At 71.0% G+C, this 23,297-nt stretch carries 24 protein-coding genes; 9 read left to right on the top strand and 15 right to left on the bottom strand.

The window, feature by feature from the left end; genetic code table 11:
* Positions 1 to 111 precede the first annotated feature (111 nt).
* Complete coding sequence (gene purN / locus ACZ6TU_RS02420) at positions 112 to 750, top strand: phosphoribosylglycinamide formyltransferase (RefSeq protein ID WP_467671883.1); 639 nt, start codon at positions 112 to 114, stop codon at positions 748 to 750.
* Positions 747 to 2,309 (top strand): bifunctional phosphoribosylaminoimidazolecarboxamide formyltransferase/IMP cyclohydrolase, encoded by a 1,563-nt coding sequence (purH, locus tag ACZ6TU_RS02415; protein WP_467671881.1) that lies wholly within the window; start codon positions 747 to 749, stop codon positions 2,307 to 2,309. Before purN ends, purH begins: the two co-directional genes overlap by 4 nt.
* Before the next feature lie 159 nt (positions 2,310 to 2,468).
* On the opposite strand, the gene ACZ6TU_RS02410 is transcribed toward purH, so the two are convergent.
* From ACZ6TU_RS02410 to ACZ6TU_RS02380, 7 genes are all read right to left on the bottom strand, one after another.
* Positions 2,469 to 4,223 carry a protein kinase domain-containing protein gene (locus tag ACZ6TU_RS02410; RefSeq protein ID WP_469546074.1) on the bottom strand — a complete coding sequence of 585 codons (1,755 nt, stop codon included), beginning with the start codon at positions 4,221 to 4,223 and terminating at the stop codon, positions 2,469 to 2,471.
* A gap of 252 nt (positions 4,224 to 4,475) precedes the next feature.
* Complete coding sequence (locus tag ACZ6TU_RS02405) at positions 4,476 to 4,889, bottom strand: hypothetical protein (RefSeq protein ID WP_469546072.1); 414 nt, start codon at positions 4,887 to 4,889, stop codon at positions 4,476 to 4,478.
* Positions 4,890 to 4,908: 19 nt separating this feature from the next.
* Complete coding sequence (locus ACZ6TU_RS02400) at positions 4,909 to 5,364, bottom strand: peptidoglycan-binding domain-containing protein (protein ID WP_306964586.1); 456 nt, start codon at positions 5,362 to 5,364, stop codon at positions 4,909 to 4,911.
* A 25-nt stretch (positions 5,365 to 5,389) separates the two neighbouring features.
* The gene (locus ACZ6TU_RS02395; protein ID WP_307177060.1) at positions 5,390 to 5,827 is read right to left on the bottom strand and encodes a peptidoglycan-binding domain-containing protein; all 438 of its coding nucleotides are present in this window, start codon (positions 5,825 to 5,827) and stop codon (positions 5,390 to 5,392) included.
* 28 nt (positions 5,828 to 5,855) lie between these two features.
* Entirely contained in the window at positions 5,856 to 6,296 is a 441-nt protein-coding gene (locus ACZ6TU_RS02390; RefSeq protein ID WP_306964583.1) for a peptidoglycan-binding domain-containing protein, read from the bottom strand.
* Between the two features lie 422 nt (positions 6,297 to 6,718).
* On the bottom strand, positions 6,719 to 7,126 hold the full coding sequence (locus ACZ6TU_RS02385; RefSeq protein WP_306964581.1) for an ATP-binding protein: 408 nt from the start codon (positions 7,124 to 7,126) through the stop codon (positions 6,719 to 6,721).
* Positions 7,123 to 7,335 (bottom strand): hypothetical protein, encoded by a 213-nt coding sequence (locus tag ACZ6TU_RS02380; protein ID WP_467672572.1) that lies wholly within the window; start codon positions 7,333 to 7,335, stop codon positions 7,123 to 7,125. The genes ACZ6TU_RS02385 and ACZ6TU_RS02380 overlap by 4 nt, the downstream gene beginning before the upstream one ends.
* A gap of 43 nt (positions 7,336 to 7,378) precedes the next feature.
* Between ACZ6TU_RS02380 and ACZ6TU_RS02375 the strand changes: the two genes are divergently transcribed.
* Both ACZ6TU_RS02375 and ACZ6TU_RS02370 read left to right on the top strand, forming a co-directional pair.
* Positions 7,379 to 8,116, top strand: a complete 738-nt coding sequence (locus tag ACZ6TU_RS02375) for a DUF5753 domain-containing protein (RefSeq protein WP_469546065.1) — start codon at positions 7,379 to 7,381, stop codon at positions 8,114 to 8,116.
* A complete protein-coding gene (locus ACZ6TU_RS02370) occupies positions 8,040 to 8,309 on the top strand; it encodes a DUF397 domain-containing protein (RefSeq protein ID WP_467671874.1) in 270 nt (89 codons plus the stop codon). Before ACZ6TU_RS02375 ends, ACZ6TU_RS02370 begins: the two co-directional genes overlap by 77 nt.
* Positions 8,310 to 8,318: 9 nt before the next feature.
* Here the strand turns inward: ACZ6TU_RS02370 and ACZ6TU_RS02365 are convergent, their stop codons facing one another.
* Both ACZ6TU_RS02365 and ACZ6TU_RS02360 read right to left on the bottom strand, forming a co-directional pair.
* Positions 8,319 to 9,809 (bottom strand): serine/threonine-protein kinase, encoded by a 1,491-nt coding sequence (locus ACZ6TU_RS02365; protein WP_467671872.1) that lies wholly within the window; start codon positions 9,807 to 9,809, stop codon positions 8,319 to 8,321.
* An 83-nt stretch (positions 9,810 to 9,892) separates the two neighbouring features.
* Positions 9,893 to 10,501: an ALF repeat-containing protein gene (locus ACZ6TU_RS02360; protein WP_467671870.1), complete on the bottom strand. Its 609-nt coding sequence runs from the start codon at positions 10,499 to 10,501 to the stop codon at positions 9,893 to 9,895.
* A gap of 471 nt (positions 10,502 to 10,972) precedes the next feature.
* Between ACZ6TU_RS02360 and ACZ6TU_RS02355 the strand changes: the two genes are divergently transcribed.
* The gene (locus ACZ6TU_RS02355; protein WP_467671868.1) at positions 10,973 to 11,176 is read left to right on the top strand and encodes a hypothetical protein; all 204 of its coding nucleotides are present in this window, start codon (positions 10,973 to 10,975) and stop codon (positions 11,174 to 11,176) included.
* Between the two features lie 28 nt (positions 11,177 to 11,204).
* Here ACZ6TU_RS02355 and ACZ6TU_RS02350 read toward each other — a convergent pair whose 3' ends face one another.
* From ACZ6TU_RS02350 to ACZ6TU_RS02330, 5 genes are all read right to left on the bottom strand, one after another.
* Complete coding sequence (locus ACZ6TU_RS02350; RefSeq protein WP_467671866.1) at positions 11,205 to 12,554, bottom strand: protein kinase domain-containing protein; 1,350 nt, start codon at positions 12,552 to 12,554, stop codon at positions 11,205 to 11,207.
* Complete coding sequence (locus ACZ6TU_RS02345; protein WP_467671865.1) at positions 12,551 to 13,291, bottom strand: FHA domain-containing protein; 741 nt, start codon at positions 13,289 to 13,291, stop codon at positions 12,551 to 12,553. The genes ACZ6TU_RS02350 and ACZ6TU_RS02345 overlap by 4 nt, the downstream gene beginning before the upstream one ends.
* A 195-nt stretch (positions 13,292 to 13,486) precedes the next feature.
* Positions 13,487 to 15,049 (bottom strand): protein kinase domain-containing protein, encoded by a 1,563-nt coding sequence (locus ACZ6TU_RS02340; protein WP_469546059.1) that lies wholly within the window; start codon positions 15,047 to 15,049, stop codon positions 13,487 to 13,489.
* Positions 15,046 to 15,795 (bottom strand): FHA domain-containing protein, encoded by a 750-nt coding sequence (locus ACZ6TU_RS02335; protein ID WP_467671861.1) that lies wholly within the window; start codon positions 15,793 to 15,795, stop codon positions 15,046 to 15,048. Before ACZ6TU_RS02335 ends, ACZ6TU_RS02340 begins: the two co-directional genes overlap by 4 nt.
* Before the next feature lie 131 nt (positions 15,796 to 15,926).
* Positions 15,927 to 16,511 (bottom strand): hypothetical protein, encoded by a 585-nt coding sequence (locus ACZ6TU_RS02330; RefSeq protein WP_467671859.1) that lies wholly within the window; start codon positions 16,509 to 16,511, stop codon positions 15,927 to 15,929.
* Positions 16,512 to 16,785: 274 nt separating this feature from the next.
* On the opposite strand from ACZ6TU_RS02330, the gene ACZ6TU_RS02325 reads away from it, so the two are divergent.
* The 4 genes from ACZ6TU_RS02325 to ACZ6TU_RS02310 all read left to right on the top strand — a co-directional run bounded on the left by ACZ6TU_RS02325 (position 16,786) and on the right by ACZ6TU_RS02310 (position 21,825).
* Positions 16,786 to 17,640, top strand: coding sequence for a bifunctional methylenetetrahydrofolate dehydrogenase/methenyltetrahydrofolate cyclohydrolase (locus tag ACZ6TU_RS02325; RefSeq protein WP_086602564.1), 855 nt, complete (start codon positions 16,786 to 16,788; stop codon positions 17,638 to 17,640).
* Between the two features lie 178 nt (positions 17,641 to 17,818).
* Positions 17,819 to 18,283, top strand: coding sequence for a DUF3017 domain-containing protein (locus tag ACZ6TU_RS02320; RefSeq protein WP_467672570.1), 465 nt, complete (start codon positions 17,819 to 17,821; stop codon positions 18,281 to 18,283).
* Positions 18,284 to 18,663: 380 nt separating this feature from the next.
* The gene (locus tag ACZ6TU_RS02315; protein WP_467671858.1) at positions 18,664 to 19,938 is read left to right on the top strand and encodes a helix-turn-helix domain-containing protein; all 1,275 of its coding nucleotides are present in this window, start codon (positions 18,664 to 18,666) and stop codon (positions 19,936 to 19,938) included.
* An 897-nt stretch (positions 19,939 to 20,835) separates the two neighbouring features.
* Positions 20,836 to 21,825, top strand: a complete 990-nt coding sequence (locus ACZ6TU_RS02310; protein WP_467671856.1) for a malate dehydrogenase — start codon at positions 20,836 to 20,838, stop codon at positions 21,823 to 21,825.
* Here ACZ6TU_RS02310 and ACZ6TU_RS02305 read toward each other — a convergent pair.
* Positions 21,818 to 23,248 (bottom strand): MFS transporter, encoded by a 1,431-nt coding sequence (locus tag ACZ6TU_RS02305; RefSeq protein ID WP_467671854.1) that lies wholly within the window; start codon positions 23,246 to 23,248, stop codon positions 21,818 to 21,820. The genes ACZ6TU_RS02310 and ACZ6TU_RS02305 overlap by 8 nt on opposite strands.
* Positions 23,249 to 23,297: the final 49 nt, after the last annotated feature.

Raw genomic sequence — 23,297 nt, 5'->3', positions numbered from 1 at the left:
TCGGCCGGTTCGTAGGCTTCCCCGTATCCGGGGGCCCGAAGCATTCGTATGAATGCACAAACGCCAAGGCCGGCCGCCTGGACAGACGCTTCCCCGAGAAAGGCCCCCACCGTGGCCGCCAAGCCCGTGGCCCCGCGCGCCAAGCGCCTCGTCGTGCTGGTCTCCGGATCCGGCACCAACCTTCAGGCGCTGCTCGACGAGATCGCCGCCACCGGCGTGCAGGCGTACGGGGCCGAGGTCGTGGCCGTCGGCGCCGACCGTGAGGGCATCGAGGGGCTGGCCCGCGCCGAGCGCGCCGGGCTGCCGACCTTCGTCTGCAAGGTCAAGGACCACGGGACCCGCGAGGAGTGGGACGCCGCCCTCGCCGAGGCCGTCGCCGCCTTCGAGCCCGACCTCGTCGTCTCCGCCGGGTTCATGAAGATCGTCGGCAAGGAGTTCCTCGCGCGGTTCGGCGGGCGGTTCGTCAACACGCACCCCGCACTGCTGCCCAGTTTCCCGGGGGCCCACGGCGTACGGGACGCGCTCGCGTACGGCGCCAAGGTCACCGGCTGCACCGTCCACTTCGTCGACGACGGCGTCGACACCGGACCGATCATCGCGCAGGGCGTGGTGGAGGTCCGGGACGAGGACGACGAGAGCGCTCTGCACGAGCGCATCAAGGAAGTCGAGCGAAGGCTGCTCGTCGAGGTCGTGGGGCGCCTCGCCCGCAACGGCTATCGCATTGAGGGACGAAAGGTAGTTATCCAGTGACCGCCGAGAGCAACAAGCGGCCCCTTCGCCGGGCGCTCGTCAGCGTCTACGACAAGACCGGGCTCGAGGACCTCGCGCGCGGACTCCACGAGGCCGGGGTCGAGCTCGTCTCCACCGGCTCCACCGCCGCGAAGATCGCCGCTGCCGGCGTCCCCGTCACCAAGGTCGAGGAGCTCACCGGCTTCCCCGAGTGCCTGGACGGCCGCGTCAAGACGCTGCACCCGCGCGTGCACGCGGGCATCCTCGCCGACCTGCGCCTGGAGGACCACCAGCGGCAGCTCGCCGAGCTGGGTGTCGAGCCGTTCGACCTCGTCGTCGTCAACCTCTACCCGTTCCGCGAGACCGTCGCCTCCGGTGCCTCGCCCGACGAGTGCGTGGAGCAGATCGACATCGGCGGTCCTTCGATGGTCCGGGCCGCCGCCAAGAACCACCCGTCCGTCGCGGTCGTCACCAGCCCGGCCCGCTACGCCGACGTCCTGTCCGCCGTGCAGAACGGCGGCTTCGACCTCGCCACCCGCAAGCGCCTGGCCGCCGAGGCCTTCCAGCACACGGCCGCCTACGACGTCGCCGTCGCCTCCTGGTTCGCCTCCTCGTACGCGCCCGTCGACGAGTCGCAGTTCCCCGACTTCCTCGGCGCCACCTGGGAGCGCGAGCACACCCTGCGCTACGGCGAGAACCCGCACCAGCCCGCCGCCCTGTACGTCTCCGGCAGCGGCGGCCTCGCCGAGGCCGAGCAGCTGCACGGCAAGGAGATGTCGTACAACAACTACACGGACACGGACGCCGCCCGCCGTGCCGCGTACGACCACGCCGAGCCGTGCGTCGCGATCATCAAGCACGCCAACCCCTGCGGCATCGCGGTGGGCGCGGACGTCGCCGAGGCGCACCGCAAGGCGCACGCCTGTGACCCGCTGTCGGCCTTCGGCGGCGTGATCGCGGTCAACCGCCCGGTCAGCAAGGAGATGGCCGAGCAGGTCGCGGAGATCTTCACCGAGGTCATCGTCGCGCCGGACTACGAGGACGGCGCCCTGGAAGCCCTCACCAAGAAGAAGAACATCCGTGTGCTGCGCTGCCCCGACGGGCCCTCCGCCCCGGTCGAGGTCAAGCCCATCGACGGCGGCGCGCTGCTCCAGGTGACCGACCGGCTCCAGGCCGACGGCGACGACCCGGCCAACTGGACGCTGGCGACCGGTGAGGCGCTGAGCGCCGAGGAACTGGCCGAGCTGGCCTTCGCCTGGAAGGCCTGCCGGGCCGTCAAGTCCAACGCGATCCTGCTCGCCAAGGACGGGGCCTCGGTCGGTGTCGGCATGGGCCAGGTCAACCGCGTCGACTCCGCGAAGCTGGCGGTGGAGCGGGCGGGCGCCGAGCGTGCGCAGGGCTCCTACGCTGCCTCCGACGCGTTCTTCCCCTTCCCGGACGCCCTGGAGATCCTCACCGAGGCCGGTGTGAAGGCCGTGGTCCAGCCCGGCGGCTCCGTCCGTGACGAACTGGTCGTGGAGGCCGCGCAGAAGGCCGGCGTCACGATGTACTTCACGGGGACGCGGCACTTCTTCCACTGAGCCGCGTCGCCATGACATGGACGGGCCTGCCGGTTGTCAGCCGGCGGGCCCGTCGCACGTTCGCGTCGCGGTAGGGCCCCGTCAGGGCACCGTTGGGAACGCCCCTCATCTTCCGCTGGGAATACGAGCCGGACTGAACCGGCCCGCTGCCTACGTCGACTACGTCGAACTGCGCAGCGCCGCCCAGGTGTCGGGTCCCACCTGGCCGTCCGCGGAGAGGCCCTTGACCCTCTGGAACTTCTTGACGGCGGCTTGCGTGGCGCCGCCGAACTGCCCGTCCACGCCCGCGTCGCCGACCTTGAAGCCACGCTGGGTGAGCATGCACTGCACCTGGACCACGCGCTGCCCCTTGTCACCGCGGACGGTGAGCTGGGTGCCGGAGTAATACGTGCACCGGGAGATCCAGGGAGGGGCGCCGGGCGCGGTAGCCGTCTTGGTGGGTGCGGCGGCCGGGTCGCCTCCGTCACTGCCCCCGCCGTCTTCCCCGCCGTCCGGGGCGCCGGAGGTCTCGCCGGTGGGTTCGGCTCGGGTTTCGCCCCCGTCTGTCCTCGGGTCAGTTGACGCCTCGTCCGCCCGCGCCCCCGACGCGCCTTGCTTCTCCTCCTTGCCGGCTTCCTTCTCCTGGGCGCCGGAGGGTGATACGGACGAACCGGGCGGAGGGGCGGTCCGGGCGTCGTCGCCGGTGCTGGTGGCGACCGCTGTCGGCACTGCCGAGGCGGTGTCGCCGGTGGACGGACGGGAGAGGAAGAAGGTTCCTGCAACAACGGCGCACACGGTGAGACCGGCGGCGACGGCGAGGTACACCGTCCGCTTCGTGCGCCCGCCGCCGCTGTCCCTCGTGGGACTCTGCTCGGGGCCGGGGCCGGGGCCGGGGCCGGGGCCGGGGCCGGGGCCAGGGGCTGGAGTTGCTGTGCCCCGGGCCGCCGGCCCACGTAACTGGACGGTCTCGTGAGCGGCCTTCGGTAAGGTGAAACGTTCCAGTACGTCGCAGGCCTGCTGTCGGACGAGTAGCCGGCCGTCCAGCGGCTCGTGCCAGGAGGTGGTGTGGGGGTCCCCGGCGGCCTCGGCGGCCTCGGTCAGTTGCCGAGGCGTGGGACGGCCGGCGGGATCCTTGGAGAGGCAGGCGGCAAGCACTGCGGCCAGTCCGGCGTCCCGGGCCGCCAGTCCGGCCATGATCTCGGCCTTGGGCTCCTCGAACGCGACACGGTGCATCACGTCGACGCCCGTCCCGTCACCGAAAGGAGCGCGCCCCGTGGCCGCGTAGATCAGGCTTCCCGCGAGGGAGAAGACGTCGGAGGCGGTGTCGCAGTGGCCTTCGCGCAGATACTCGGGCGCCATGAACGCGGGCGTGCCGACCCGGTTCCCTGTCGAGGTGATCACGCTGCTGTCGGTGGCCCGCGCGATACCGAAGTCGATGATGTGCGCGCCCTGCTGGGAGAGGATCACGTTGGACGGCTTGAGATCCCGGTGCACCACACCGGCGGCGGCCAGCGCTGCCAGAGCCTGCCCGAGATCACCGACCAGCCGCCACACCCCGGCGACGTCGAGCGGGCCGCACTCGCGGACGGCGTCGGCGAGGTTGAGGCCGGGCAGATACTGCGTCGCCATCCACAGCAGGGCGTCGTCGAACCCGGTACCGAGCAGCTGTGGCGCCTGCGCCGAACGCACCCGGGCGTGCAGGGACGCCTCCCGTTCGAAACGGCGACGGAAGCGGGGGTCCTCGGCGTACTCGGGGCGGATCACCTTCACAGCGGCGAGGCCGGGGGTGCCGTCGACGGGGCGGGCGAGGTAGACGCGGCCCATGCCGCCGCTGCCGAGGAGGCCGAGCGGGGCGTACGGCCCGATGCGCCCCGGATCACTCGGCCGCAGCGGTTGCGCACCGGCCTGCCACAGCACGGCGTCAGTGTCTGTCATCGATCCCCCGAGAGCTGTTCTTCCCAACGGTCGCTTGTGTCACGACGATGGGTGCGAGGCTATCGGGTGCGAGCGCGGGAGTGACTCGAAGGCGCCGAGAACCTGCCGGGACGGCCGCGGTGAGCGAGGGAAACGTGACGCTCACCGCGGCCGCGCATACGGAATCGACCGCACACCCCTGATGGCGGCCGCCTCCGGCAGCCGTGCCGACTCCCCCCAAGGGCGGCACGGGGTCATGGGACGGACGGGAACTCAGGCCGCGTAGGAGCCTGTCGATTTCGCGTCGCTCCTGAAGTAGAACTGGAAGGAGGTGTTGTCCTTGACGTCCGTGGCGATCACCGTCCAAGTCCCCTTCTTGGCGAGCTTGTAGTTGTCCTGGCAGTCCCGTCCACCGTCGCGCGGCAGGAAGCAGACCTTGACGTAGCGGTCGGTGTTGGTCTTGACGTTGATGTCGGCGCAGCTGCTGGTCGTGATGAGGCGGTGGAAGTTCGGGTAGTTGGGGTACCAGTTGGTGCCCGTGTCCTTGGTGTAGGTGTTGGCATCCCCGTAGCAGGACTGAGCCACAACCTCTCCACGCGTGGCCGCACCGGCCGCGGTGGTGATCATGCCGCTGCCGACGACCGCGCCGGCCAGGGCCACAGCGACGAACCGCTTGCGGATGGTCATGAGTTTCTCCTCGTCGATCTCAGAGTCGGACGCACTTGTAGGAGCCGCCGCGGGTGAACTCCCACAGCAGGTTGGTGCGGCTGTCCTTGCCGTAGACACCGTCGTCCTCGATGTCCTCGTCGCGCTGGGCAGCCTGGAGGGCCCGCTCAGTGGCAGAGCCGAAGATCCCGTCCTCGGCCAGGCTGAAGTCCAGGCGAGAGCCGTAGCACACGTTCAGCGAACGCTGGAGCATCGCGACGGAGCTGCTCTGCGCGCCCCTGTCCATCAGGCAGTCCGCGTTGCGGTTGTAGCCGGGAAGGTAGGCCGTGTAGGTGGAGCCGGAGAGCGTCTTGGTCTTCGTCGCGTAGCCGCTGTTGCAGTAGCCCGCGTACGCGGCGGCCGGTGTCGCCGTGGCGACACCGAGGCCGAGCCCCGACAGCAGCAACAGACTGGCTACGGCTCCTGTCGTGACGCGCGGCCTGCGGAGCCTCTTCATGCGTTTCCCCGTTTCTCGGTGATCGTCAGTTGACGGTTCCGCAGTTGCCGGTCGTGGCGAGCCAGCGGAGCTTGTCGCGGGTCTTCGGGCCGTACACACCGTCGTCGTCGAGGCCGCCCAGCTTCGCCTGCACGATCTTGAGCTCCTGCTCGGTGATCGTCCCGAAGACGCCGTCGACCGTCACCTTGCTCCGGCCGTGACAGTGGCGCAGCGCGTTCTGGATCGCCTTCACATGGGAACCGGTGGCGCCCTTCCCCGTGATGCAGTTGTCGGTGTTGCTGTAGGCGGGGATGTCGGTCAGCTGGTGCCCGTCCGCGTTGATGAAGCGGCCCAGCGTCTTGTTGCACCAGTAGGTGGCAGCGGTGGCGGGGGTGGCGGTGATACCGGCCGCGCCCAGCCCGGCCAGCAGGACCACGCCGGCGGAGACGCCCGCCTTGGTACGCAGAGCGCTGAGAGTGCGCAAGGTCTTCGTCCCTTCGTGCCGGCGTACGTCAGACACCCAGCTCCGAGCAGCCCACGTGTCCGACGCCCCCCTGATAGATGGGCCACTTCATGGCTTTGCGGGTCTCCGGCCCGTACACGCCGTCCCTGCCCACGTCTTCGGCGCGCTGTATGGCCCACACTCCGTCCTCGGTCTGAGGGCCGTAGATCCCGTCGAACGCGATGTCCCGCTTGTAGCAGTACTCGATGGCGTGCTGGAGCGGGAACACGCCGTCCGACTGAGCCCCGCGGCCCATCACACAGTTCCGGGACCCCGTAGCCTTGTAGTAGGGGTGATAGGTGAAGCGCCCCCCGGAGGTGGACACCATCTTCTGGGCGTTGCACGTCGGATACGACGCCGACGAGGCGGTCGGCGCGGCGACGACCGCTCCCGCCAGCAGCGTCGACGTGAGGGCCCCCGTGGCGAGGGCGGCCCGGGCACGAAGCGACATACGGCTTCCCATCATGATTCCTCCCGTAGGTGTTCGTGCTCAATGGACCACGGTTGAGGGGGTGAGCGGTACCTCGAACGTTTCAGGGTCCGACGACATGCGTGCGGGCGGAACCAAATAGGTGCCTCATGCCCGTTGAGCCCCCGTTCATCGCTGCCTGCTTCGCTGCGACCTACGATCACCCGGCCGACGGCACCCGACCGATGCTGTTGCGCCGCAGAGCAAAAGCTCGGCTCACGGGGGAGGTACCGCACGGCACGGCAGCGGCTGCGGGAGGAGGCCGCCATGGCCGACTCCGAACTGCCGCCCGTGCTCTGGTACACGCTCCTCCACGAGCCGCACACCCCGGACGGACGCCACCGCGCTGCGCGACGCGGGACTCCTCATCAGCGTCCGGCACGGCCAGTCCGTGCTGCACACCCTCACACCGACGGGGGCGTCCGTCCTCCGGGCGGCGACTCGGGCGGCCGGCTGACCTCGCACCACACCGTCTTGCCGGCCGGCGTCAGCCACACGCCCCAGCGCCGGGTCACCGCGTCGAGCAGCAGGAGGCCGCGCCCGGTCTCGTCGTCCTCGCCGGGATGGCGCGCGATGAGCCACGCGTGCGGGTCGGAGTCGGTGACCTCCAGGCGGGTGCGGCCGTCAGGGGTGAGGAACAGGCGGACGGTCACCGGGGTGGCCTCGCCGACGTGGTCGATCACGTTCGTCAGCAACTCGCTGACACAGAGCTGGACTTCGGGGCAGGGTGCGCCCAGGTACTCGCGTACGGCGTGCCGCACCTCGGGTACGGCCTTGGGGAGCGCGAGCAGGTGGAGTACGAGGGGCTTCACCTGGCCGCCGCCCTGCGCAGGGCGCTGATCAGCGCGCGGGCAGTGGCCTGGTTGCAGTTGCCGAGTGCAATGAGAGGCCGCGGGGGGAGTGTGCCGGCGAAGGTCGGCAGGTCGACGCCGAGCGAGGGGAGTGTGATGCCGTTCTCCGCCAGGGCGGTGCGGAGGTCTTCGACGCAGGTGTCGGTCTCGTGGTGTGCGTGGGGGTGGATCTCGTTCCTCAGCCAGATCGAGCGTGGCGAGCGCGGGATGCCGATGGACCTGGCCCTGCATGTGGACAAGCGGCTAGGGTCGGACGGCTTTTTCCAACGGCGGTGTGAAGACGCGGCCAAGGCGCGGCGGGTGGGCATCGCCGAGTACTTCGCGGACGTCGCGGAGATGGAACAGCAGGCGCGGACCATCGAGGACTGGGCTCCCACGTTTGTGCCCGGGCTGTTGCAGACCAGGGCCTATGCAACGGCGATCACGCGGTCGGCGATGCCACGAGCCTCGGACACCGAGGTGTCGGCGATCGTGAGCGCCCGCCTGGACCGGGCAAAGCTTTTCGAGAGCGAGGCGCCCCCGAAGTTCTGGGCGGTGCTCGACGAGTCGGTCATCCGGCGGCGAGTGCTGACGCCCGCAGGGATGGCCGAGCTCCTGGGTCACATTGTGGAGGTGGTCAGGAGCACGCGGTCCATTGCGCAGATCGTCCCGGCAACCGCGGCGGCTCATCCGTTCATGACGGGGATGACCCGAATCATGACTTTCCTCGACGCTCCGCCGCTGGTGTACACCGAAGCTCTGCACAGCAGCCAAGTCATCGACTATCCGGCCCTCGTGATGGAGTACCGCGAGTCGTACGATCTGCTCAGGGCCGCCGCACTGCCACCGGAGGCGTCCCTGGCCATGATCGAGGCAGCAGCAGAGGATTACCGGAATGAAGCCGAACAGCAACATCGACCTGAGCTCCGTGCAGTGGCGCAAGAGCTGCTACAGCAACGGGACCGGCGGTGACTGCGTCGAGGTCGCCGAGCTGAGCCCTCTCCAGTGGCGCAAGAGCAGCTACAGCAACGGAACCGGCGGCGAGTGCCTCGAAGTAGCCGACAACCTCCCCGGCACCGTCCCCGTCCGCGACTCCAAAAACCCAGAGGGCCCCGCCCTGGTGTTCCCCACCCGAGCCTGGGTCCTCTTCATAAAGTCCCTGTAGCCCGACCCCTCACCACGGCGTCAGAACATCCACCACCGCCGTGAACGACGAGCAACTGTCGATCAGCCGGTGCGAGCGCGGCGCATACGTGCCCGCCAGGTTGCCCATGCTGTTCACCGCGCTGCACCCGGTGCGCTGCGCCAGGCGGCGGCGGTCCGCGTCCGCGGGGGAGAAGTCGGTGCCCCGGAAGTAGGCGACGGCACTCTCCTCATGGCTGTCGTCGATGTTGTTGAAGATCGAACGCACCGGGGAGTCGGCGGCCCAGGTGCAGGTGTCCTTGCCCGACTGCCAGTCCGGGTCGTCGCCCTGCCAGACGCACATGTCGCCGTTGCCGTTGTGCTCGCTGAAGAAGCAGACACTGTCCTCCGGGCAGCGGTGGTAGCCGTAGACCACCTCGCCGCGCGCATTGGTGGGGAACGCCAGCTTTCTGGGCAGGGCCGCGTACACCGGCATTCCATCGTCCGTGGTCACATGACGGTAGGCCGAGACCGTCGACGTCGTCGTGATGAGCAGGGCCAGCGTGAGCGTCGCCGTGAGTACGGGGCGTCGCTGCCAGAAGCGGGGGCGCAGCCGGGGCAGCCGGGCCGGTGTGGCGACGCCCGCGGCCTTCGTGACGCGGGGCAGCAGCGCCGCCGCGGTGGTGCGCTCGGCGTGTGTGCGGGCGAGACAGTCGGTGATGATCTCCCGCCAGCCCTCGGGTAGTTCAGGGGACAGGCGCAGTTCGTCCGTGCCGCGTGCGTAACGCGTCGCCGCGTCGATGCGGCCCTCGGTCGTCCCGCCCGGCAGCGGAAACTCTCCGGTCAGGACGACATGGGCGAGGACACCGAAGGCCCAGATGTCGGCGGTCGGGCGGATGCGCGTGCCGCGTTCGTCGACCTCGGGCCAGAGCAGCTCGGGCGGGGTGTAGTCGGGTGTGGCGAAGGCGGGTGCGTAGGCGTGGGTGCCTTCCAGTTCGGCGGCCATGTTGAAGTCGGCGAGCCGTACCGAATCGTCCTTCATGAGCAGGACGTTGGCCGGCTTCAGGTCGCCGTGGATCCAGCCCGCGTGGTGCAGCTGGTGCAGGCCCTCGCAGATCTGGGCCAGCAGGGCCGGGCCGGACTCGGGTGTCGGGTCGTGTGCCAGTACGGCGTCCAGGGAGGTCTCGGCCCGTTCCAGGACGATGACGGTGGCGCCGTCCAGCTCCGGGTGGTCCGGGTCGTCGACGGTCAGCGTTTCGTGCATGCGGATGAGGCGGGGCGCGCGCAGCCGGCCCAGCAACTCGACCTCGCGCTCGGCCAGTTCGCGTAGATGGCGCAGCTGGCGTGGGGTGCGGGTGCCGGTCGGCAGGAGCTTCAGGGCGGCCCGGCGGGGCAGGGCCGGATCCGCCTCGCCGGTCGGCCGGCCTGCATACACGGTCGCGAAGGCACCGGACCCGAGAGGCTCCCGCACCTCCCAGTGGCCTACGCGGTAGCCCTGCGGTACGGGCACCGCGTGCGGCTGCTGTCCGGACGCGCTGTGCACGGATTCGTCCCCTCCCCCGAAAATCGAGGACCACCCTCGCCCCGCCAACGAAGGGCGGAGCGAGGGCGTTCCAGAAGTACGGCTCAGCCGTCCACCTCGTACTGGCCCACCTCGATGAAGTACCGCAACTCCTCCGGCGTCCCGTCAATGGCGTCCTCCGCCGCGGCCCGCAGCGCGTCGCTGATCGTCGGGTCGGCGAGGATGCGGGCGACACGGACGCGGTCGTCCTCGGCGACGGCCAGGCGGTAGCCGGTCTCCAGGAAGGCGCGCAGGGCTTCCGGGGTGTTGGCGTCGAGGGCCTCGTTGGCGTCCCGGGTGACCGCCTTGTCGGTCTTGGGGTCGGCGGAGGCGAGGATGCGTGCTACGGCGACGCGGTCGTCCTCGGCCTGGGCGATCCAACGGCCGGTCTCCAGAAAGTACCGCTGGTCCTCGATGGTGCCGTCCAAGGCCTTCTGCGCGGCGGCGTAGACGGCCCTGCCCGTGGTGGGGTCGGCGAGGATGCGCGCGATCGCGACCCGGACGTCGTCGTCGGACATGTCACCGACGCTTGAGCCGGCCGTGTCGGAAGCGGTCGCCGCGGTGGTGGCGGACGACGGGGACGGCTCGGCGGCGAGGGCCGGGCCGGCCAGCAGGAGCGCGGGGGCCAGAGCGACGGTTGTCACGAGGGTCAGGGCGGTACGGGTTGGTCTCAAGTGTGAACCTTCCTCGGGTAGGTCAATCGGCGCAGGTGAAGTGCCGGTGTGTTCATCATCCTTGCAACCGCGCCCGAACTCACCGCGATAACTCCCCCTGGGGCCCGTCCTTTCCGCACCCATCCTGAAACTCTTGAGGGTCGCACTGTGCCTCCTCCGTGTGACTCTGCACATGGCCAACACGACCCGAGGGGGAGCACATGAATTTCCTCAAGGTGTCCGACGGGTGGATACGGGGGTACGGCAAGTTCTCCGACGACTGGGACGACGAGGGTGAGCTGTCCCGCACGTCGCCCTGGCGAAGCTCCAACGCGACGTGACTGTGGCAGCGCATCCTGTGGGCGGAGGGAGCCTACGCGACGAACTACGACGGCAAGATCTTCGAAGAGGCATCGACGGGGACTTCGGGTGGCGCACCCTCTATTCGACGATCGACCTGCAGAAGAAGCTGGGGGAACCGCGGACGGCATCGTGGGCGAGAAGACCTTCAGCCGGGGCAACAAGCACATGTACAAGATCGGTGGGTCGACCGACAGCGAGAGGACCCTGTATCTGCGGTACGAGGGCAAGAAGCACACCTTCGATCTGCGCCGCAACACCGAGGGGAAGTACGTCTTCCCCGACCGCAAGGGCGACTCGCGTCAGGAGTGGTACAAGTACCACTCCTGCGGCTGACAGGCAGCCGCGCGGGTTGTGGGGAAGGTCAGACCTCGTCGGCCTTCCGCAGCGCGCTCCACGTCCGCGCGTCCACCACCCCGTCCGCCTCCAGCCCCTCCCGCTTCTGGAACGTCATCACCGCGTCGTGCGTCAGCGGGCCGAAGTCCCCGTCGACCTCGCCGACCGCGGTGATGCCGTGCAGATAGCGGAGCAGGCACTGCGCCTCACGGACCTGGCTGCCGCCCTCGCCCCGCTTGACGGTGAAGTCCCAGGTGCTGTTCCAGCCCGCGGTGTAGCCGACGCCGTGCTCCTCGTCCTCGTACACCGCCGGCTTCTCGCAGCTGGGCGGTGCCGCGGCGGCCGGGGGATCGTCGCGGAGAGCGTACGTCACCGCGGTCCCGCCCAGCACCGCCGTCGCCGCGAGTACCGCGACCAGCACCGGACGCCGCCACCGCCGGGGCCGCAGCCTCGGCAGGCGGGCGGAGGGGGAGGTGCCCGCGGCCTCCTCCACCCGGCGCAGCAGTGCGCCGGTGTCAGGAACCCGGGCGGCGCGCGCCGCGTGCGTGGGGGCCAGGCAGTCCCGGACGATCTCCCGCCAGGCGTCCGGGAGTTCGGGAGATAGGCGCAACTCCTCGGTACCGCACGCGTACCGCGTCGCCGCGTCCGTGCGTGCCTGAGTGCTTCCGCCCGGCAACGGGAAGGAGCCCGTGAGGACGACATGGGCGAGCACGCCGAAGGCCCAGACGTCGGCGGAGGGGCGTATGCGGGTGCCCCGCTCGTCGATCTCGGGCCACAGCAGCTCCGGTGGTGTGTAGTCGGGCGTGGCGAAGGCGGGTGCGTAGGCGTGCGTGCCCTCCAGTTCCGCCGCCATGTTGAAGTCCGCCAGCCGGACTGAACCGTCTTCCATCAGCAGCACGTTGGCGGGTTTCAGGTCGCCGTGCACCCAGCCCGCGTGGTGCAACTGGTGCAGGCCCTCGCAGATCTGGGCCAGCAGGGCCGGACCCGGCTCCGGCTGCGGGTCGTGTTCCAGTACGGCGTCCAGGGAGCACTCGGCCAGCTCCAGTACGAGCACGGTGGCGCCGTCCAGCTCCGGGTGCCCCGGGTCGTCGACCGTCAGGGTGTCGTACATCCGGATCAGCCGGGGCGCTCGCAGGCGGCCCAGCAACTCGACCTCGCGCTCGGCCAGTTCCCGCAGGTGTCGCAGCTGGCGTGGGGTGCGGGTGCCGGTGGGCAGGAACTTCAGGGCCGCCCGACGGGGCAGCTCCAGGCCCCCTTCCCCGGCGAGCCGGGCCGCGTACACGGTGGCGAAGGCGCCGGAGGCGAGGGGTTCGCGCACCTCCCACCGGCCGACGCGGTAGCCCTTCGGGACGGTGACGGCGTATGACCGGCCGGTCATCGGACCACCTCGCCGGCCGGGGTGGCCAGCACCACCAGGTCGTCCTCGCGGACCAGGTCGAAGCGGAGCGCGAGCGAGACCAGTGACTCCTTCTTGCCGTTGACGCGTTGACCGGGCGCGGCGGTGTCGGGGCCGGGGCGCAGCCGTAGTTTGAGGGTCAGGTAGTCGATGTTCCAGTACACGGCGGACCGTGTGACCGTCGGCCAGACGCCCCGCAACCGCTCCACCAGCTGCTCCACCGCCGGCAGCGACGCGTGCGGCTCTCCGCGCAGCCGGGGCTCGCACAGGGCGGCCAGCACCGCGAAGTACCGGCTGGTGCGGTCCAGAGCGAACGCCGGTGCCGTGGCGGCGCCGGGGAGTCCCCGGCGGTCGACGCTGCGGAAGGCGTGGCGTGGCGCCCACACGTCGAAGCTGAGCAGGTCTCCCGCGGCGGGCAGGACCACCCTCGAGAACTCGAACGCTACCGGGGCTTCCATACGGCCCGGCGCGATCTTGAGGTGTTCTCCCGCGCCCTCGGGGTTCTCCACCACGTAGGTCTGGTCCTCGCTGAGGTTGCTCAGCAGCCAGAAGGACCGGTGCGCTGTGATCTCTCCGGCGGCCCGGGGCACCCCTTCGTGGTCGATCAGGAGTCCGCCGTCCGTCCCGGCCCTGCCGAACGTCAGCCGTTCGCCCGCGGCGATCCTGACCTGCCCCTCCGCGCTGCCGTACATCGGTGGTACGACGATGACGCTGTACATGGAGTCGTCCCCCTCCTCCTGTGACGCCAGGGAGCGCAGCCCCCGGTCCGACGAGGGGAAGAGTATGGGACGTTCTTGAACGAGTACGAAGCATCGTGCCTGATGCAGCGCGTCTGTGAAGGGTTTGTGAGAGAAAGCGGCGGCGCTTCCACCGTGCCGGACCCGGACGACGAGGGAACCTCGGACCTCTCAGGGTCACTTCTCACCGGGCGGGGCGTACTCCTTGAGGTAGTGGGCGACGCGGGCGGCGTAGTCGCGGTACTTCGGGGGAACGCCGCCCGCGTTGTTCACCGTCTTGTACGACGTCCGGTAGGCGGCGGCGACCAGCACCCGGCGGTCGCCGCTCAGTCCGGTCTTCAGGCGCGGTTCGGCGAAGCACAGATAGCGGGCCATGGCCGGGATGGACTCGGAGGGGGTGAGCGGCGGCCTGGGGGTCTCCTTCGCGGGGACGCCGTCGGCGCGGATCCACCAGCGCAGGATGCTCGGGGTCCAGCGGGCGATGCCGTACTCGCCCTCCTTGCCCGCGTCCGGGTCGGAGAGATCGGGGTCGAAGTCGCTCTCCACCTTCAGCATCGCGGCGATGAGCGCCGGGGTGATCTCCGGCTGGACGCACTCGTGGGCCGAGTCGACGATGAGCCGCCGGTAGGCCACCGGCACGCCCTTGTCGGTGCGGAGCTCCAAGGTGCCGTAGGTGGCTGGGGTCACCTTGCGGGTCTCGCCGGCCTTGCTCCCGCCGTCGTCGCCGGGATCGGCCCAGGTGGCGACGCCGTAGCCGAGGGCGGCGACAGCGGCACCGGCCGCCAGGACCGCCATGCGGCGGGAGCGGCGGCGGGCCGGGCGCAGGCGGGGCAGGCGGAAGGAACGGTGGCCGGTGCCGGCGGCCGCCCGGACGCGGCCGAGCAGGGTCTCGCCGGAGACGCGGTCCTGGTGGGTGCGGGTCAGGCAGGCCGAGATGATCTGCCGCCAGTCGTCGGGCAGTTCGGGCGACAGGCGCAGCTCGTCGGTGCCGCGGGCGTAGGCGGCGGCCGCGTCGCGGCGGGCCGTCGGGGTCGCGCCGGGCAGCGGGAACGAGTCGGTGAGGACGAGGTGCGCGAGGACACCGAAGGCCCATACGTCGGCGGACGGGCGGATCCGGCGGCCCCGTTCGCCGATCTCGGTCCACAGGAGCTCGGGCGGGGTGTAGTCGGGAGTGGAGAACGCCGGGGTGTAGGCGTGGGTGCCCTCCAGCTCGGCGGCCATGTTGAAGTCGGCGAGGCGGACCGAACCGTCGTCCATCAGCAGCACGTTGGCCGGCTTCAGATCGCCGTGCACCCAGCCGGCACCGTGCAACTGGGCCAGGCCCTCGCAGATCTGCGCGAGCAGCGCGGGACCGGCCTCGGGCCGGGGCGCGGCGGTGAGCAGGGCCGACAGGGAGCCCCTGGCCCGCTCCAGGACGAGGACGGTGGCGCCGTCCAGTTCCGGGCGGCCCGGGTCGTCGACCGTCAGCGTCTCGTACATCCGCACCAGCCGCGGATGCCTCAGCCGCCGGTACAGCTCGACCTCCCGCTCGATCAGCTCGCGCAGATGGGTCAGCCGGCGGGGCGTGGCCGTGCCGGTGGGCAGGAACTTCAGGGCGGCCGTCCGGGGCAGCTCCGTGCTCTCCCCGGTGCGCCGGGCCGCGTACACACTGCCGAAGGCGCCGGTCGCGATGGGTTCGCGCACCTCCCAGGCGCCGACCCGGTAGCCCTTCGGCACCGGAACGGCGTAGGGCTCGGTCACCGGGTCACCCGGCCCGGCGACGGGCCCGCCAGGACGGTCAGGTCGTCCTCGCGGACCAGGTCGAAGCGGAGCGCCAGGGAGACCAGGGACTCCTTCTTGCCGTTGAGCCGCGGGCCGGTGTCCGCGCTCTCCGGGCCCGGCTTGAGGCGCAGTTTCACCGCGAGGTAGTCGATGTTCCACCGCACCGACGTGCGGGACGCGGCCGGCCAGATGGGGCGCAGGCGGTCGGCGACCTGGTCGACGGTGGGCAGCGGGGCGTGCGGGGTGCCGCGCAGGCGCGGTTCGCACAGGGCGGCCAGGACCGCGAAGTAGCGCTTGGTGCGGTCGAGGGAGAAGGCCGGAGCGGTCGTGGCGCCGTCGAGGCCGCCGGTGCCGCTCAGGTGGTCGTGGCGCGGCGCCCACACCTCCAGGGTCAGCAGGTCGCCGGCGGCGGGCAGCACGATCCGCGAGAACTCGAAGGGGATCGGCGCGTCCAGCCGCCCGGGCGCCAGCTTGACGTGTTCGCCCGCGCCCTCCGGGTTCTCCACGACGTAGGTCTGTTCGCGGCTGAGGTTGCTGAGGATCCAGAAGGCGCCGTGCGCGGTGATCTCACCGGCTCGGCGGGACACTCCGTCGTGGGTGATGTGCAGGTCGTTGTCGGGCGCCGATCGGCCGAACGTGAGGCGCTCGCCGGGCGCGAGTCTGATCTGGCTGAGGTTTCGCTCGTCCTCCGTGGTCGGCGGAGGTACCACGATGATGCTGTACAAGGTGCTCTCCCCGTGCCTGACAGCTACCACCGTCAGACTAGGGCGACGCACCAGGGCCGTGCCCCCCTCGTACGGGTGAGACACGGCCCTTGGATGTGATTGGCGCGAACTGTTCCGCCCGCCGGGTCCGTTCAGTAACGGGGGCGGTTGAACCAGGCCTTGCCGCCCGCGTTGCCGACGAACACCGCGACCAGGATGGCCAGGACGGTGTGCACCAGGCCCACGAGGATGAACGGGTAGATGCCGAGGACGGCGGTGATGATGGCGAAGACCATGATGGTGACGCGGGCGCCGTTGCCGCCGTTCTTGAACTTCGTCGCCAGGACGGCCGCGAACACCAGCCAGGCCAGGCCGAACACCACGTAGCCCCAGATCACGCCGGTCGACTGACCGACCAGGTCCTGGAAGGCGGTGTTGTCCTTGAGGGACTCGTCGTCCTTCGCGGCGTTGAGGGCCACGGCGGCGAAGGCGAAGAACGCCACGCCGAGGACCTGGAGACCGACGATGACCCACATCATCACCTTGGCCGCGTTCACCGAGCCCGGCATCGTCGTCGGCGCGGCGGGACCGCCGTAGGGGGACACCGGAGGGGCCTGCGGGTAGCCGTAACCGGGCGCCTGCCCCTGCTGCTGCGGGTAGCCGTAGCCCTGCTGCGGCTGCTGCTGCGGCTGTCCCTGGGGAGCGCCGTAGGGGTTGTTCGGATCGCCGTAGCTCATGGGGGACTTTCCTCCGTTGTTCCGTGTGCGGGGACGCGCGTGGCATCCGCACGGAGGAGAGTTCTTCAGACAGCGACCGTCCCCCCGTTGAGCTGCCCGCGGCACTTGTCAGGTCATCGTTCTTCACCACTGACTGGCTTGTCCAGCCGCATTCCCGATGTGTTGTGCAAGTGCAACATCACTGATCATGGGCGGATACGGGAGGAGGGGCCCCCTGGTGCCCGTATTGCGGCCGGATTGGAACCGTGGGCGGGTCATCCGCGAGGATGGGGCCATGACCGCCCAGATTCTCGATGGCAAGGCCACCGCAGCCGCGATCAAGTCCGATCTGACCGCCCGCGTGGCGGCGCTGAAGGAGAAGGGCGTCACGCCCGGCCTCGGCACGATCCTGGTCGGGGACGACCCCGGCAGTCAGAAGTACGTCGCCGGCAAGCATCGTGACTGCGCGCAGGTCGGCATCGCCTCCATCCAGCGCGAGCTGCCGGCCACGGCGACGCAGGAGGAGATCGAGGCGGCCGTCCGCGAGCTGAACGAGGACCCGGCCTGCACGGGTTACATCGTGCAACTGCCGCTGCCCAAGGGCATCGACGAGAACCGCATCCTGGAACTGATGGATCCGGACAAGGACGCGGACGGCCTGCACCCGATGAACCTCGGCCGTCTGGTCCTGAACGAGCCGGCTCCGCTGCCCTGCACCCCCAACGGCGTGCTGACCCTCCTGCGCCGCTACGGCGTGGAGATCAAGGGCGCGGAGGTCGTGGTGGTCGGCCGGGGTGTGACCATCGGCCGGCCGATGCCGCTGCTGCTGACCCGGCGCAGCGAGAACGCGACCGTGACCCAGTGCCACACCGGCACGCGTGACCTGTCGGCGCACCTCAAGCGCGCGGACATCATCGTCGCCGCGGCCGGTTCCGCCCATCTGATCCGCGCCGAGGACGTCAAGCCGGGCGCGGCCGTCCTCGACGTGGGCGTCTCCCGCAGCGCCGAGGGCAAGATCGTGGGTGACGTCCACCCCGACGTGGCCGAGGTCGCGGGCTGGATCTCCCCGAACCCCGGCGGAGTCGGCCCGATGACCCGCGCCCAGCTGCTCGTCAACGTGGTCGAGGCGGCGGAGCGCAGTGTCGGCTGAACGGGACGCGGGGAGCGCGGGCAGCGCCTCGGAGGCCGGGAACACGGAGAGCGTGTCGGTCACCCGGAGCGCGCAGAACGGTGCGGGCGCGGAGGGCGCCCCGGCCGGCCGGAGTGCGCAGGCCGTGCAGAGCGAGCAGGACGGGCCGAGTGCGCTCGACGGTGAAGCCGATCCGGGGGTGCGGGAGGAGGGCGAGGATCTCACCGTGCGGGACCCCGTCAGCGCGCCCGATGCCGAGGGGCGGCCGCGGCGGGTCACCCGGCGGTTTCCGTTGTTCACCAAGGACACCGCGCGGCCCGAGGGCGGTGGCCGGGCCGCGCCCGGGGACGCGTTCGCGCCGGCGCGGCAGTGGCCCGTCCTCGCCGTACTGGGGCTGGTCGGACTCGGGCTGCTGGTGACCGCGTTCGGCCAGTTCCGGCTCGGGACGCTGCTGATCGGCCTCGCCCTGCTGGGCGGTGGCGGGATGCGGTGGCTGCTGCCGGACGTCGGCATGCTCGCCGTCCGCTCCCGGTTCACGGACATCGTCACGTACGGCGTCATGGGCCTGACGATCGTCCTGCTGGCGATGATGGCGCAGCCGAATCCCTGGCTCCAGATCCCCTTCCTGAAGGACACGCTGCACTTCACGGTCACCAGCGAGTGACCGGACGGCGGTCCGTCCTCTCCCCCGAGGAAGGACGGGCCGCCGTCACGGCCAACCCTCCTGCACGGCGAAGAGCCTGTTCAACGGCTGTCAGTGTGCTGTGGCACGGAAGTGACGGTTCCGGTACTGGTTCCGGTACTTCCTCCGGCAGATTCGGCACGAAGTGGTGCAAGCACGGGGTTGGCATGGACAATCGGGACGGTTCAGGGTGTAGCACGCGCGGCTCCTGCGCTCCTGTACGCCCCCGCTCAGGGAACTGAGATCCTGAGTGGACGCATCCCTGTGGGTAGCCAGAACGGGGACTCGGCCAAGGCCGCCGACGCGCGGGGCGAACAGCGCGGGTAATAACAGCACGTACCGGGGGGAAGAGGGGGGAAGCAATGCCTCGTTGGAGGGCCTTGCCGGATGAGCTCGATCCGCAGATCAGGGAGTTCACCAGCCAGCTGCGCAGGCTCGTGGACCGCAGTGGTCTGAGCATCGCGTCGGTGGCGGACCGCACGGGCTACAGCAAGACGTCGTGGGAGCGTTATCTGAACGGCCGGCTGCTCGCGCCCAAGGGCGCGATCGTGGCGCTGGCCGAGGTCACCGAGACCAACCCGGTGCACCTGACCACCATGTGGGAGCTCGCCGAGCGCGCCTGGAGCCGCTCGGAGATGCGGCACGACATGACGATGGAGGCCATCCGGATCTCCCAGGCGCGCGCCGCGCTCGGTGAGTTCGGCGGTCAGGACTTCGGGAGCCCCTCGGCCGGTGCCAAGGGCGACGGCAAGTCGGCCTCCGCGGGGGGTGGCCAGGCGGCCCGCAGAAGCGGCAGCGCCACGGTCACGCCGGGGATCGCGGGCCCGGCCGGCGTGGCTCCGACCGTGCCGCCGCAGCCGACGGTCCCCGAGGTGCAGGACTCCACCGGCAGCGGTGTACGGGAGGACGGCGGCCGCAGTGGTTCGACCGGGGTCAACTCGTGGGGAATGGCCGGGTACCAGGGTCCGTCCCAGGGCCGCGGGGGAACGGTCGGCAAGGGAACCGGCTCCACGCCCGGTTCGGGCCACGCAACCGCCCGGACGCCGGGCGCGGGCGCGTATGGCGCACCGCCGCAGGACGCCGTCCCGGCGGGCGCCGGTGGTGTCGGCGGCACGGGCGGTTTCGGCGGTTCTGGCGGTTCTGGTGGCAAGCGGCGGACCGCGACGTTCCTCGCGGGTGTCGTGGGCGTGCTCGTGGTGATCGCCGGCGCGTTCTACCTCACCGGTGGCGGTGGTGACGACGAGGCCAAGGGCGGCACCAAGTCGCCCACGCCGACCGCCAGCACGAACCCGGATCTGCCGCCCGGCGTGAAGTGCAGCGGCGACAGCTGCACCGGCAAGGACGCGGAGAGCATGGGGTGCAGTGGTGACCTGGTGACCACGGCCGAGACCGCGACCGTCGGCACGACCGTCGTCGAGGTCCGTTACAGCGAGACCTGCAAGGCGGCCTGGGGCCGTATCACCCAGGCGGCACAGGGGGACGAGGTCCAGGTCAGCTCGGGCAAGGCGAAGCAGACCGGGAACATCACCGTCGCCGGCGACACCATCGCGTACACCCCGATGGTGTCCGTGAAGAACGCCGCCGACGCCAAGGCCTGCGCCAGGCTGGCATCCGGCCGGCAGGGCTGCACGGAGTAGGGGGACCGCCTGGCGCCTGGCGGCGCGGCTTACGGAGGGCGCCTGGCTTTCGACCCGGGGGGGCTGGGATCAGGCGGGTGTTTGGCACACCGTGGGGCGCTTCGCACCGGGGGTGCCTGGCGTGTGGCGGGTCGTCCTGCTCCTGGCGGGCGCTTGGCTTTCGGCTGGGGGAATGGAGTCCGGGGGGTCTGGCACGTGGCGGGGCGCGCGGCTTGCGGAGGGTGCTGGGCTTTCGGCCGGAGCCCCCGGGATTCGGCGGGTGATTGGCACACTGTGGGTCGCTTCGCGCCGGCGAGTGCCCGGCGTGTGGCGGGTCGTTTCGCGGAGCGCCTGGCCTCCGGCTCCGGGGAGCCTGGGATCCGGCGGTGCCTGGCGTGTGGCGGGTCGTCTTGTGCCCGGCGGGGCGTCTGGTTTTCGGCCCGGGGGGGGGGTGGGATCCGGCCGTGCCCGGTGCCCGGTGTGCGGCGGGCCGCCTGGCCCTGCCGGGCGCGCGGCACCCGGCGGGCGTCTGGCACAGCGTGGGGCGCTTCGTGTCCGGGGAACCCGTCGCTTCCGGCCGCGCCGGGCGCCAGGAAATCCCAGCAGCAGACCGGTCGTGGAACGAATTTGGGAGAGGGAGGAATGCTCGGGGGAATCGAGGGCACGCGAACCGTACCCCCACGGGAGTCCGGCTTGGTCGGTTCCCCCCCGGCGGCCGCCCTCGTCCTCCTCTCCCGGACGGGCGGCCGCCTTTTTGTACGGGTGCGGGTGAGTTGTGGGCTGGGCCACACCGACCCGGCCGTCCGGGATCCCGGATGCGCGATAGCCTGACCGCTGGATGGATCTCTTGACGCCAAGAGATCGATCAAACGTCCGGGGCAGGGACGCCCCACCGCCAGCTGTCATACGGAGAACGCCATGACCCGCACTCCCGTGAACGTCACCGTCACCGGCGCGGCCGGCCAGATCGGTTACGCCCTGCTCTTCCGCATCGCCTCCGGTCAGCTGCTCGGCGCGGACGTGCCGGTGAAGCTGCGCCTGCTGGAGATCACGCCCGCGCTGAAGGCGGCCGAGGGTACGGCCATGGAGCTGGACGACTGCGCGTTCCCGCTCCTCCAGGGCATCGACATCACGGACGACCCGAACGTCGCCTTCGACGGCACGAACGTGGGCCTGCTCGTCGGCGCCCGCCCCCGCACCAAGGGCATGGAGCGCGGCGACCTGCTGGAGGCCAACGGCGGCATCTTCAAGCCGCAGGGCAAGGCCATCAACGACCACGCCGCGGACGACGTCAAGATCCTCGTCGTCGGCAACCCGGCCAACACGAACGCCCTCATCGCGCAGGCCGCCGCGCCCGACGTACCGGCCGAGCGGTTCACGGCCATGACCCGTCTCGACCACAACCGCGCCCTGACCCAGCTCGCGAAGAAGACCGGCTCCACGGTCGCCGACATCAAGCGGCTCACCATCTGGGGCAACCACTCCGCCACCCAGTACCCGGACATCTTCCACGCCACGATCGCCGGCAAGAACGCCGCCGAGGTCGTGAACGACGAGAAGTGGCTGGCCGAGGACTTCATCCCGACCGTCGCCAAGCGCGGCGCCGCCATCATCGAGGCCCGTGGCGCCTCGTCGGCCGCCTCCGCCGCCAACGCCGCCATCGACCACGTCTACTCCTGGGTCAACGGCACCGCCGACGGTGACTGGGTCTCCATGGGCATCCCGTCCGACGGTTCGTACGGCGTGCCGGAGGGGCTCATCTCCTCCTTCCCCGTCACCACCAAGGACGGTAAGTACGAGATCGTCCAGGGCCTGGAGATCAACGAGTTCTCCCGCGCCCGGATCGACGCCTCCGTCAAGGAGCTCGAGGAGGAGCGCGAGGCGGTCCGCGGCCTCGGCCTCATCTGACCGGAGCCTCTCCGCGTTTGTGCGCAGGCCCCGTACCGGTTCCGTCCGGTGCGGGGCCTGCGGGCTTTCCGGCGCCCTTCCGGGAGCCGCCGTACCCCGCGACCACCGCCGCCGTGGCCGCCAGGACCAGCAGGGCGACCGTGCGCAGGGCCGGGGCCATGCCGCCCGAGAGGCCGTCGCGGGAGGCCAGGACCGTCCCGGTGACCGCGACGCCGAGCGCCGCGCCGATCTCCCGGGCGGCCGTGCCGAGGCCGGAACCGAGACCCGCCTGGTGGGGCGGCAGGGACGTGACGACGCCCAGGGTCAGCGTCGGCATGCACAGCCCGGTGCCCGCCGAGATGACCAGCAGCCAGCAGGCGTACACCGCGTAGGGCGTGCCCGCGCCGGCCGTCGACACGCCGAGCAGGCCGAGGCCGATGAGGGCCAGGCCGCCGCCGATGACCGGCCGGGGGTGCGCGACCCAGCGTGCCGCCAGCCTGGGCACCAGCGCCATGCCGACGATGAGCGGGACGATGGCGACGCCGGTGTGGGCGGGGCCGTAGCCCTTGACGCCCTGGAGGTACTGCGAGTTGAGGTAGAAGAGGGCGAACAGGCCGAAGAAGCCGGTCGCCATGCCGAGGGTGGCCGCGCGCAGCCGGGGTGCCGCGAAGACCCGCGGGTCGAACAGCGGGGTGCGCGAGCGCAGGGACTGGACCGTGAACAGGGCGAGGAGCAGGGCGCCCGTCGCGAACGCGAGCAGGATCCGCGGTGCGCTCCAGCCGTACTCCGGGCCCTCGATGATGCCGAAGAGGACGGCGACCAGCCCGGTGGTCAGGAGCAGGGTGCCGGCGGGGGCGAGGTGGCTGTGCGGGGAGCGGTCGGTGCGCGGGGTGGTGACGGCCACCGCGAGGGCGAGCAGCGCGGCCAGCGGGACCATCACGGCGAACAGGGCGCGCCAGGACAGGAACTGGCCGGCCAGCCCGCCGCCCAGGTTGCCGGCGAGCCCGCCGAGGCCGATCGCCAGCGTCCAGGAGGCCATGGCCCGGGCGCGTCCGTGCGGGCCGGCCAGGTGCATCAGGATCGACATCGTCGCCGGTGTGATCAGCGCGGCCCCGGCTCCCGAGACACCGCGCCCGGCGATGAGCAGCGCCGGGTCCCGGGCGAGGGCGCTGAGGCCGGCACCCGCCGCGAACAGGGCGAGCCCGGCGAGCAGGGCGCCCTTGCGGCCGTACCGGTCGCCGAGGGCGCCGGCCGGGATGAGGAGCCCGGCGAAGACGATGACGTAGGCGTCGACCGTCCACAGGATCTCGCTGGACGAGGGGTGCAGGGACGACGAACTCAACTGCGGGATCAGCAGGTTGACGGCGGCGACCATGCTCTGGGCGACCAGGACGCAGGCGCACAGGGCGAGCAGGGTCCGCCGTTTCAGGGCGTGCGGGGGCAAGGCTCCTCCCGGGGAGCTCGGTGGATGGGGGATCGCCTCGTCACCGTAG

It is taken from the genome of Streptomyces sp. NPDC052064, assembly GCF_055585925.1.
The sequence above is the reverse complement of the archived record's forward strand: the minus strand, read 5'-3'. Positions and strand labels throughout refer to the sequence as shown.